Raw genomic sequence first — 11,018 nt, 5'->3', positions numbered from 1 at the left:
CGCCTCACCGGCGAGAACACCATCTCCTGGCGCCACCCGACATCACCGGATCAAATCCGCATCCCTGGATGAAACAACGGGAGAAAACGACCTCTCAGCAGTGAGCGACTGCGCACGGCGGCGGGCCCGGCGCTGGCGCAGCTGTTCCACGTCTCCTACGAACTCGGCGGTGATGAAGCGGTCAAGGCGCTGCCCGGCGGGCCGGAATGGCTGGCCGTCGTGCTGGAGACCCCGCAAGCCGAACGCCACCTCGCGGTGCACGACGGACACCTGCTGCGTCTGAACCAGGCGGACACCGCCGCCTGGAACGCCGGGGGCAACACGCTTCTCGGGCACACCCTCACCGGCACGGCCGACGATGTCCTCGCCAGGGTGAAGGAGCTGGCGGCTCAGGGGGTCACCGAGATCACGTATCAGCCCGCCGGCGACATCCGCCGGGAACTCGAAGCCTTCGCCGACGCAGTGGGCCTACGGCGATGAGTCCGGCGCACACGTGCGTGGTGTACAAGCCGTATAGCGAGGACTTGTCGAGCCGTACAGTAGGGGCATGACGACTGCAAGAACATACGGCCAGATGTGTCCGCTCGCCCGTTCCATGGACATCCTCGGCGAACGGTGGACCTTTCTGATCGTGCGGGAACTGCTGCTCGGACCCAAGCGGTTCAAGGATCTCGTCGACACGCTCCCGGCTCTGGGGCCGAACCGTCTGACCACGCGTCTTCGCAGTCTGGAGGCCGCCGATGTCGTTCGCCGGAGCACGCTTCCGCCGCCCGCCGGTGTGGCGGTCTACGAGCTCACCGAGAGGGGCGAGCAGCTTCGTGAGCCGCTCATCGGGCTCGGTCGCTGGGGTCTGGGGCTTCCCCCGTCTCCCGAGATCGACCAGACGACGACCCGCGCCGACCTCATCGCCCTGAGCGTTTCGAGCCTTGTGACGCCGGACCAGCTCGCAGGTCTCAAGGAGATCTACGAACTGCACGTGGGCAGAGAAACATTCCACGTCGAGATTGCCGACGGCCGGATGTGGACGAGGAGCGGCCCGGCACCCGTTCGTCCCGACCTTGAGATCCACTGTCGTACCCGGACCTATCTCAAGCTGATTTTCGGCGGCACCCAGGTGGCCGACGCGGTTCGGTCCGGCGATGTGCGGGTGGCCGTCGGATCGGACGAACTGGTCGAGCGTGCCTTCGACCTGATGTCCGGTACAGAGATCGATTACCCGGTGTACGTGGGGATTTAGCGGGGAGAGGTTCGCTCCGCGGGTCCCCACTGCTCCGTCCGCGGTGAGCGTGTCGGCCCGTGTGACCTGGCAGCAACGCGGGCGGTCCTGATGGTCCCCGCTATGTAACGGAGCAAGCCTTGATACCTGCCCTGTCATTCGAGTCGCTGAGTCCCGTGTCCTTCCTGGACCGGTCGGCGGCGGGGTTTCCGGAGCGCACCGCCGTGATCGACGGGGATCGGCACTTCACCTACGCCGAGTTCCACGATGAGGCCGTCGGTGAACAGAGCCAGCATGCTGTTTTCCGGCAGCGTGAATTCCACCGCCTCGAAGGGCAGGCTGCCCAGGCCGAGGGGAGGGCCGGCCGGCAGGTCCACGACCTGGGCCGTTCCGTCCGGGCCGACCAGGATCGGCGGCGGGTGGCCGGCGCGGGCCAGTGAGCACGTGCGGGAGACGGGGTCGTAAACGGCGTACAGGCAGGTGGCGCCGACGTCTCCCGGGATCTGTGTCGCCGGGGCGTCGCCGATGTCGTCGGCGTCATGGGGGAGCCCGGAATGGGTCACGATGTCGTCGAGGTGGGTGAGGAGCTCGTCGGGTGCCAGGTCGATGTCGGCCAGGGTGCGCACCGCTGTGCGCAGGCGGCCCATGGTGGCGGAGGCACTGATGCCGTGCCCTACGACGTCGCCGACGACGAGGCCGACACGTGCGCCGGGGAGCGGGATCACGTCGAACCAGTCGCCGCCCACCCCGGCGTTGCTGCCCGCAGGCACATAACGGGACGCCGTCTCCACAGCAGGGTGGAGGGCCGGCCTCCCCGGCAGCAGGGACCGTTGGAGCGCCAGCGCGATGCCACGCTCGTGGGTGAAGCGACGGGCGTTGTCCAGGCAGACGGCGACCTTGGCCACCAGGTCCTCGATGACGGTCTGGTCATCGGAGCAGAAAGGCTCCGGAGAGGCCGTGTGCCGGAGGAAGAGGGCGGCTCCCAGGATCACGCCGCGGGCGCGGACGGGCACCGCGAGCAGGGAGTGCGTTCCGAGGGTGCGGGCATGCGCCGCCTGGACGGGGTCCTCGGCAAGCCAGCGCACGATGTCGGGGTCCTGCAGGTGGCTCAGCACCGTACGGCCGGTGACCTGGCAGCGGACGACGGGAGACGACTGCGGGTGGGTGTGGACCGCGCCGACGCCAGGGGTGGCGTCGGGCGGGAGAGGTCGGGTGCCGCCTTGCGCCGCTCGTCGCAGCGAGAGGGGTCCCGTACGGGCACTGGGGCCGGGAAGCACGCCACGGAAGACGTCCTTCAGCAGATCGACGCTGACGAAGTCGGCGAAGCGTGACATCGTCACGGTCACGTCGACGAGTTCCTGGGCGGTTCCCGCCACGTCCAGACTCGCGCCGATGCGGGTCCTGGCCTCGCTGAGCAGGGCCATGCGTTCGAGGCTGTGGTGCTGCTCGGAGTCGTCGTTGGCCATCAGGCCCACCGCGTGCACCCGGCCGTGCGCGTCCTTGAGAGGGAAGACGTCCACGGCCCAGGCATGGGCCCGGGGTTCACGCGGGAATGCTACGAACAGTTCGGTGTATTCCGGCTTGCCGGTCTCGCCGACCCTGAGGATCCTGCGCTCCGCCTCCTCGAACGCGGATTCCGGGAGGAATTCGGTGAGACGTCGGCCGCGGACCTCACTCTGGGCGAAGCCCACCACCCGCCGTGTGGCCTCGTTGGCCCACAGCAGCCGCCCGTCACGGTCGTAGATGGAGAGCGACGGGGATTGCTGTTCCAGCATCCACCACATGAGGTCCTGCAGCTTCCCCGTCCCCGGTGACGGAACGGTCGTCACGAGGAAGTGCCGCTGCTGCGCGGCGCCGAGCAACGGGCTCAGGTGGACCTTCGTGTCCAGCAGACCGCCGTCGCGATGCCGCAGCGTCGCCCCGTCGGCGGAGACCAGATCGTCCAGGGGCCGGCCGATGATCTCCGCAGGTGTGTATCCCAGCAGGTCCTGGGCCTCGCGGCTCCAGTAGGCGACACGTGTGTCCCCGTCCGTCACCGCTATGGTCACGGACTCGGCGGGGTGGGCCTGGTCCGGCTGCCGTGCGCGTCGGCCGGGCGGCCCGCCGGTGCGATGCATGGCGCACCCGGCCCTTCTGCCTCGTGCGAAGGCACTGTCCACGATCGTACGGTGCACGGCGGACGGCAAGACGGGACGGGGGCCGCCGACCGGGCGGTTCAGCCGTGGGGTCCCATGCCGCGCAGAAACGTGTCGACGACCAGCGTGGCCAGTGCGTCCGCGTTCTGCCGGACCTGGTCCGGGTCCAGATCCGCGCCGCCTCCGTGCTGGGCCTCGTCGACGAGGGCGTAGTAGACCCGCCGGGCCCACATGAGGTCCGTGTCCGGGGCGAGGAGTCCTTCGCGCTGGGCCCGGGTGAAGAACTCAAGGGCGCCGGCGTTGACCTCGGACCAGATCGCCGCGGTGAGGGGGGGGGCGGCGAGAGGGTGGCCGAGGGTGAACCGCCAGACGCTCTTGATCCGCAGAACGTTCACCGTGACGCGGTGCAGTGCCACGAGCGGTGGGGCGGTGTCCATGTGCGCGTCCGCCACGGACTCCATGAGCTGCTGCTTCGCCGAGGTGGCGAGCGCTTCGATGAGGGCCTGGCGGTGGCACTCGCCCGCGTGGTCCAGGGCTCGGCAGATCTCCTCGGGCGGGCGCTGGCGGTGCGTCAGGACGGATCGTACGAAGGCGGACTCGGCGGACACCCGGACCTGGACCGCGCCCTCGCCGACGAAACCCGCTCCCTGCTGGACGCCGGCCGCACGGGCACCTTCGACATCGCACGGGACGGCTCCCGCTGCGAGCCCGACCTGACCGTGTTCGTCGAGTCGAGCGTGCCGCCGCCGCGCATGCTCGTCTTCGGCGCCATCGACTTCGCGGCGGCCCTGGTGCGCATGGGCAAGTTCCTCGGCTACCACGTCACGGTGTGCGACGCCCGGCCCGTGTTCGCCACCCGGACACGGTTTCCCGAGGCCGACGACATCGTCGTCGACTGGCCGCATCGCTACCTGAGCCAAACCGAGACCGACGACCGCACCGTGGTGTGCGTCCTCACCCACGACGCCAAGTTCGACGTACCCCTCCTGGAGACGGCCCTGCGACTACCGGTCGCCTACATCGGCGCGATGGGCTCCCGCCGCACCCACGAGGACCGCGATCGCAGACTCCGCGAAACCGGCCTCACCGAAGCCGAACTGACAAGGCTCCATTCACCCATCGGCCTCGATCTCGGCGCGCACGCCCGAGGAGACCGCCCTGTCCATCGCGGCCGAGATCGACGCCGCCCGCCACGGCGGAACAGGGCTTCCCCTGAGCGACTCGCACACACCGATCCACCACGACACCGAGGTGCGCCGGCAGGGGCGACCGGCGCGGGTGGCCGCGTACGCGAACGCGACACCCTGAGCCAGTTTCAGACAGAGGTGCCCGTGACCGCGGTGCCGGACCTGGTCAGCTTGTACGTCAACACTGTCCCGCTCCAGAAGTGGAAGGTGAGGGTCACGGCGGAGCCGTCGGTGACCTCGTCGAAGAACGCCGTCGGCAAGGTGATCGTGCCTGCGGTGTAGTCCGGGGTGAAGGCCACGTTGAACTGCTTGTACGTCGTCCAGGACTGCGGGCCGGCGGCGGTGCCGTCGGCGTAGACGGCTTCCATGGTCGCCAGCTTGTCGCCGTTGAACGCGGTGGGTATCACCAGCGAGGTCGTCGTACCCGTCGCGCTCGTCAGCACCGGCTTGTCATACGTGATGACGTTGACGGCCCAGGGAACTCCTTCCGTGAACCGGAGGGACAGGACGGCATTCGTGCCGTACTCCTGAGACGCGGTCAGCCGGCTGAGCGTCGCCGCCGCGATCGTCAGCGTGCTGCCGCTGACGGTGTAGTCCACGCCCCGGACCAGGGGACGGGTGCCGACGTCGATCCTCACCAGCCTGGTGCCGTTGGGGTTCAGCGTGATCGTCGCGTCCGTCGGGGTCTTGCCCTTGGGCACGAAGAGCTGATCGGTGGACGCGGTGCCGGAACGCCCTGTCCAGCTGGAACGTATCTGCGCGTAGAGGGCCGGGTCGTTCCACTGCATGGTGCGGCGGTTGAAGCGACTGCCGTTGTCCCACAGCATCGTGGTCAGGCCCCGGTAGCGCGCGTAGTAGCCGAGATACTCGAGGTACTTGAGCGTCTCACCCTGTTCGACCGTGCCGGGCCCGGAGTCCCAGCCGAGCAGCCCGTACTCACCGACGACGACCGGGATCCCCTTGGCCACGAAGGACCTGTGCAGCAGGTCGAACGTGTCGGTCAGGTCCTGCTGGGTGGCCGCGTTGAAGGTCGTGTAGCCGGCGAGGTTCACGCTGAAGGGCCAGAAGCTGTAGTAGTGGATCGAGGCCACGAGGTTCGGGTCGTCGAGCGCGGCGAAGGTGGCGAGCAGCGTGTCGATCTTGGGCTGGTCCGGGGTGTCCCCGAGCGTCGGCATGACAAGCAGCCGGTCCGCATTGTTCCCGCCGGTCGCGCGCACGACGGAGTGGAAGGTCGTGTTGAGCTCGTTCATCAAGGCGGCGTTCTGCTCGTCGCCGGAACTACCGTTGAAGAAGGGCTCGTTGATGCTCTCGAAGAGCAGTCGGCGCGGCTCGTCCCGGAAGGTGGCCGCGATCTGCCGCCAGGTGGCGGTGTACTGGGCCAGGACCGCGTCATGCTGGGCCGGCATGTTCGGCACCCACTGCCACGCGTCGCCGTGCATGTTGATCAGAACGTAGAAACCGTCGGCCAGGGCCCAGTCGACCACCTGCTTGAGCCTGGCGAGGAACGCGGGGTCCAGGGTGTAGGCCGGAGCCGGGCCCTCGTGCTGACCCCAGGTCACCGGGATCCGGATGCTTCTGAAGCCCTGCGCCTTCAGTCTGCGGAAGAACGCCTGGGTCACCCGTGGGTTGCCCCACGCCGTCTCGTCGGCGCCGATGGCCTCGAAGCTGTTGCCCAGATTCCAGCCGGGCTGCATGTCCGCGACCACGTCCAGCGCGGACGCCGACGCGGCGGTACCGGCGGACCGGGCAGCGGCCTGGGCCGCCGTCGGGATGGACCCCGCCGTGACGGCGAGGACCGCGGAGGTCGTCACGACCTGGCGGCGAGTGAAACCGGCTGAACGCGGCATAGAGCTCTCCATTGAGTCGAAAGGCCTTCCCCGTGTCGAAGGCGCTCGAAGTCGAAGCGCTTCGACACGTTGCGGGAGCCTAGCGCAGCGTGGCGGCGGAGAGAACGGGCTGATCCGTATGGAATCTGCTTCGAGTTGGAAAGGTTGCGCGTCGAAGCGCTTCCGACAATGGCGCGTCAGGCGCGCGGACCGTGGGTGCAGGTCACGCTCGGTGGAGGGTCGACCCGCCGACGGGAAGGTGCAGCCCGTCTGCGACAGAGCGCAGAGCCGTTCCCAGCGGCAGGCTGACGCGGGTGTGGGCGAGCTGGTCACCGCGGGTGGCATCCCGGTTGATGATGAGGACGGGCTTCTCCGCCTGAGCCGCTTGGCGGACGAACCTCAGTCCGGACATCACCGTGAGCGAGGAGCCCAGAACCAGCAGTGTGCTCGCCTCACGGACCAACTGGCGGCAGTGCTCGATCCGTTGCGCGGGCACGGTCTCGCCGAAGAACACCACATCGGGTTTGAGGATGCCGCCACAGTCCGCGCAGGGCAGGACGCGGAAGCCGGCGACCTGTTCGTCGGACAGGTCGGCATCACCGTCGGGGTTGATTTCCGCGGCCACCGGCTCGAATGCCGCGTTGGCCTCTTCTAGCCGTACGGAAAGGTCATGGCGTGAGGTGACGGCGTCGCAGGCCAGACACCGAACTCTTGCCAGGCTCCCATGCAGTTCCACGACCCCCTCGCTGCCGGCGGCCTGATGCAGACCGTCGACGTTCTGGGTGATCACCCCCGAGAGCAGTCCGTGTCGAGCGAACGCGGCGACAGCCTGGTGCCCGGCGTTGGGACGGGCGCGGCCGAAGGTACGCCACCCGAGATGGCTGCGCGCCCAGTATCTTCGCCGTGCCTGCGCGCCGGCGGTGAAGTCCTGGTAGGTCATCGGCGTGTGCCGACTCAGACTTCCGCCCTCGCCCCGGTAGGCGGGGATGCCCGACTCCGTGGAGATGCCCGCCCCGCTGAGCACCAGCACACCGCCGGCGCTCAGCGCATCGACCACTGGCTGGAGGTCGGTGGTACCCGGTGGCAGGTCCGGGGGAGGGGTCCAGTGAAGTGTGGGGCGCGTCCGCATGAGTGCCAGGGTACGAAAGGGCCTGGAGTGCGGCTGTGCCGGCAGGCGGCCGTCAGGGCCGTGCCGCGTCCTCGTCGAGCAGGTGGCCGACAGCCTCGACGACGTCGTCGACCGTGTGGTGTGGCGTCATCAGTCCGTCGGGCCAGGGGCGGCCGGTGACCCAGATGGTGCGCAGTCCCGCGTCGTGGCCGCCGACGATGTCGGTCTCGGGATCGTCGCCGGCCATCGCCGACAGCCCCCTCAGGCATCCAACGTCGCCCTGGCGCGGTCACGGGTGTCGGCGGCGGGGGCGATGAAGACGGCGGAGGCGACGAACACCAGCACCGCGACCATGGCCGTACGCAGCCCGTAGTGGTCACCCAGGAAGCCGAGGGCCGGCGGCCCGACGAGGAAGGCGACGTAGCCGATGATGGCGACCAGAGAGACGCGCGCGGTCTGGTCGGGGCCCGAGTCGCCGGCCGCCGACAGGGCCACCGGGAAGCCGAGAGAGGCGCCAAGCCCCCAGAAGACGACGGAGGTCGCCGCGACGGCCACGTTGTCGGAGAAGATCACCAGGACGAGTCCGAGGGCACCGGAGAGGGCGCTCGCGCGCAGGACGACGGCACGCCCGAAACGGACGAGGAAGAACGTGCCGCAGAACCGCCCCAGTGTCATCGCGGCGGCGAATCCGACATAGACGAGTGAGCCGGCCGTGGCGTCCAGGCCGTGCCCGTCCACCATCAGCAGGGGCAGCCAGTCGTTGGCCGCTCCTTCGGCCAGGGCCATGGCCAGCACGATGGCGCCGATGAGGAGCAGCTTGCGGTCCTTCCAGACCTGCGGCCCGGAGCGTTCGGCGGGGTCGGGCGTCCGAGGCCGCGTGCTGAGGCCGACGCCGGTCGGCAGCGCCCGTGAGGCGTGGATCAGCATCCCCGTGGAGGCCAGTGTGATCACGGCGAGATGCCAGTGGACGGGGACCGCCGCGGCCGTGGCGGTCATGCCGGCCAGGGCGCCGACCACCGTGCCCAGGCTGAAGCAGCCGTGCAGTGTGGGCAGAACCGGTGCGCCGGTGATGCGCTCGACATCGGCGCCGTCCACGTTGACCGCCACCTCTCCCGACCCCATGCCTGCGCCGAACAGGAAGAGCCCGGCCGTGACCAGGGGGGCCGACGAAAGGGCGCTGCCGGCTCCGATGACGATCGTGGCAGTGATGATCAAGGTGGTGCCGAGTACGATCACGGGCCGGGTGCCCAGGCGTGCCACGAAGCGGCCGGAACACAGGATGCCGATCATCGATCCTATGGACAGGCCGAACAGGATCAGCCCCATCTCCGCGGTGGACGCGCCCAGTTGGTCCCGCACGTCGGGAGTGCGCGTAACCCAGGAGGACATGGCGATGCCGGGGAGAAAGAAGAAGAGGTAGAGGGCTTGGCGGCGCCGGCGCACGGCGGGGTCTGTCAAGAGGAGGCTCCGCGGGGCTCGGAAGAATGGGCGGGCAGGCGACGAGTCCCGTATCCATCGGGTATGCACAAATGTACATAACTGCTGGGCTCAGGAGAAGAGAAGGCGGAACACTCGGATGACCGGTAGCAACCGCGGCCCCAACGATCCCGGGCGGCGCGAGCGCATCCTCGACGCGGCCCTCGACGTCATCGCCGAGCACGGCGCCATCAAGGTGACGTTCCGCAGAATCGCGGCAGCCGCGGAGGTTCCGCTCGGCTCACTCACCTACTACTTCGACGACATGCAGCACCTGCTCACCGAGGCGTTCACGCGCCTCGCCGAGTCCGTCTCCTCGCGCTACGGCGCACTGCTCACAGCGGCGCGGACCGCGGAGGAAGCCCAGGACGCCGTCGTCGAGATCATCTGCGGGAAGGTCTGGGGGACCGACCGCAATCTCCTGCTCAGTTACGAGCTGTACGCCTTCGCGGCACGCCACCCGGAACTGCGGGACGTCATGCGCTCGTGGATGCAGGCCAGCCGGGACTCCCTGGCCAGACACTTCGACCCCCTCACGGCCCGGGCCCTGGACGCGCTCGTCGAGGGGTTCTCCATCCACAACTCCGTCGATGCCCGGCCCACGGACCGCGCCGACGTGGCGGCGATCGTCCGTGCCGTGGTCGATCGCCGCACGGTGAGGCCGACAGCCGAGTCGTGACCGTACGACTCGACGAGCATGAAGTCCGCCACCTCACCACGTATTTCCGCTGGGACCCTCGGTCTGTGCTCGTCTACTGCGTGGGGGCCTGCCGGTCATAGACGTTGTCCGGCGTCACGATCTCAGTGATCGCGCGCGCGAGCAGGGAGGACGGCTCCTGACCCTGGTACGCGATGTCCGTGTTGATCATCAGTACCAGGGTGGCCTTCTTCGAGGGCAGATAGACGGTGACGGTCTGGTAGCCGGGGATGGAGCCGTTGTGCCCGATCCAGCCACCGCTGTCGAAGATGCCGAGGCCGTAGCTCGTGCCCGGGTGACCGGTGGGCAGCAGCTTGAGTCGCTGCGCCTGGGTCTCTGGCCGCAGCAGAGTGCCGGTGGCGACGATCCTCGCCCAGCGACGCAGGTCGTGCAGGTCGGAGATCATCCCTCCGGCCGCCCAGGCCCAACTGGGGTTCCAGTCCGTGCTGTCGGCGACCTCACCGCTCAGCGTCTGGTTGGTGTAGCCGCGCGGATGCGGCTGCGGAAACTCGGACCGGTCCGGAAGCAGTGTGTGGGAGAGGCGGGCCGGTCGCAGCACCCGCTTCTCGATGAAGTCGCCGAGGCGCTGCCCGCTGACCTTCTCGACCACGAGGCCGAGCAGCGTGAAGTTGGTGTTGGAGTACTGGAACTGCGCGCCCGGCTCGAAGGTGTTCCTGTGCTTGAAGCCGTACGCCAGTACCTGCTGCGGGGTGAACGACCGCTGCGGGTCGCTCAGCAGATCGTGCTGGAAGCCCGCGTCCTCGGTGTACGGGAAGAGTCCGCTGCGCATCTCGGCGAGATGGCGCAACGTGATCCGCGATCCGTTGGGCACGTGACGGACGTACTTGGAGATCGGGTCGTCGAGTCGGACCCGGCCGTCGTCGACGAGCTTCAGCAGCGCGGTGGCCGTGAAGGTCTTGGTCTCGCTGCCGATCCGGACGAAGACACCGGTGTTCATGGGCTCGCCGGAGACTTTGTCGGCGATGCCGGTCGCACGGACGTAGCTGCCCTTGCCCGGCATCCACAGCCCGGCGACGACACCGGGAACGCCGGCCTGTCGGCGGACCTTCTCGATGGCCTTGTCCAGCCGCGAGGTCAGCGCGGGGTCGAGTCCGTGCGGGGGACAGTCCTCGTCGAAGGACCGCTGAGGTGTGCGGGGCTGGGCGGCGGTGGCCGGGGCCGTTGCCAGCGGAGCGAGAAGAGACGCGGCGAGCAGCGCTGCGGCGAAGACACGGCGGGCGGGGATACGACGTCTCACGTCTGAGTGCCTCTTCCAGGTGCGGGGCGGGGGAGCCACGTCACCATCCGCGCCGGCGACGCGAGCCTTCCGCGTGATCGCCTGGGCCTGAGTCCACCCGTTCAGCGCGGCGAGA

9 protein-coding genes and 2 pseudogenes are annotated in these 11,018 nt (G+C 68.9%); 4 read left to right on the top strand and 7 right to left on the bottom strand.

What is annotated here, in order from left to right:
• Positions 1-219: 219 nt before the first annotated feature.
• Both AB0D34_RS42395 and AB0D34_RS42390 read left to right on the top strand, forming a co-directional pair.
• Positions 220-480 carry a hypothetical protein gene (locus AB0D34_RS42395; protein WP_362672304.1) on the top strand — a complete coding sequence of 87 codons (261 nt, stop codon included), beginning with the start codon at positions 220-222 and terminating at the stop codon, positions 478-480.
• A gap of 115 nt (positions 481-595) precedes the next feature.
• Positions 596-1,237: a helix-turn-helix domain-containing protein gene (locus AB0D34_RS42390; protein WP_362672302.1), complete on the top strand. Its 642-nt coding sequence runs from the start codon at positions 596-598 to the stop codon at positions 1,235-1,237.
• Positions 1,238-1,371: 134 nt separating this feature from the next.
• Here the strand turns inward: AB0D34_RS42390 and AB0D34_RS42385 are convergent, their stop codons facing one another.
• A complete protein-coding gene (locus AB0D34_RS42385; RefSeq protein ID WP_362672300.1) occupies positions 1,372-3,333 on the bottom strand; it encodes a SpoIIE family protein phosphatase in 1,962 nt (653 codons plus the stop codon).
• 98 nt (positions 3,334-3,431) lie between these two features.
• On the bottom strand, positions 3,432-3,812 hold the full coding sequence (locus AB0D34_RS42380) for a TetR/AcrR family transcriptional regulator (RefSeq protein WP_362672298.1): 381 nt from the start codon (positions 3,810-3,812) through the stop codon (positions 3,432-3,434).
• 25 nt (positions 3,813-3,837) lie between these two features.
• On the opposite strand from AB0D34_RS42380, the pseudogene AB0D34_RS42375 reads away from it, so the two are divergent.
• Positions 3,838-4,659, top strand: a pseudogene (locus AB0D34_RS42375) (XdhC/CoxI family protein); the annotation flags it as partial.
• A gap of 7 nt (positions 4,660-4,666) precedes the next feature.
• On the opposite strand, the gene AB0D34_RS42370 reads toward AB0D34_RS42375, so the two are convergent.
• The 4 genes and pseudogenes from AB0D34_RS42370 to AB0D34_RS42355 all read right to left on the bottom strand — a co-directional run bounded on the left by AB0D34_RS42370 (position 4,667) and on the right by AB0D34_RS42355 (position 8,984).
• A complete protein-coding gene (locus AB0D34_RS42370) occupies positions 4,667-6,385 on the bottom strand; it encodes a cellulase family glycosylhydrolase (RefSeq protein ID WP_362672295.1) in 1,719 nt (572 codons plus the stop codon).
• 202 nt (positions 6,386-6,587) lie between these two features.
• Positions 6,588-7,493 carry an NAD-dependent protein deacetylase gene (locus AB0D34_RS42365; protein ID WP_362672292.1) on the bottom strand — a complete coding sequence of 302 codons (906 nt, stop codon included), beginning with the start codon at positions 7,491-7,493 and terminating at the stop codon, positions 6,588-6,590.
• Between the two features lie 52 nt (positions 7,494-7,545).
• Positions 7,546-7,719, bottom strand: a pseudogene (locus AB0D34_RS42360) (HAD hydrolase-like protein); the annotation flags it as partial.
• A 14-nt stretch (positions 7,720-7,733) separates the two neighbouring features.
• Complete coding sequence (locus AB0D34_RS42355; protein ID WP_362672317.1) at positions 7,734-8,984, bottom strand: MFS transporter; 1,251 nt, start codon at positions 8,982-8,984, stop codon at positions 7,734-7,736.
• Between the two features lie 64 nt (positions 8,985-9,048).
• On the opposite strand from AB0D34_RS42355, the gene AB0D34_RS42350 reads away from it, so the two are divergent.
• Positions 9,049-9,627 (top strand): TetR family transcriptional regulator, encoded by a 579-nt coding sequence (locus AB0D34_RS42350; protein ID WP_362672289.1) that lies wholly within the window; start codon positions 9,049-9,051, stop codon positions 9,625-9,627.
• A 73-nt stretch (positions 9,628-9,700) separates the two neighbouring features.
• Here AB0D34_RS42350 and AB0D34_RS42345 read toward each other — a convergent pair whose 3' ends face one another.
• On the bottom strand, positions 9,701-10,903 hold the full coding sequence (locus tag AB0D34_RS42345; RefSeq protein WP_362672287.1) for a serine hydrolase domain-containing protein: 1,203 nt from the start codon (positions 10,901-10,903) through the stop codon (positions 9,701-9,703).
• Positions 10,904-11,018 lie beyond the last annotated feature (115 nt).

It is taken from the genome of Streptomyces sp. NPDC048420, from assembly GCF_040651535.1.
GTDB lineage: Bacteria > Actinomycetota > Actinomycetes > Streptomycetales > Streptomycetaceae > Streptomyces.
This window is presented reverse-complemented; position numbering and strand designations above follow the sequence as displayed.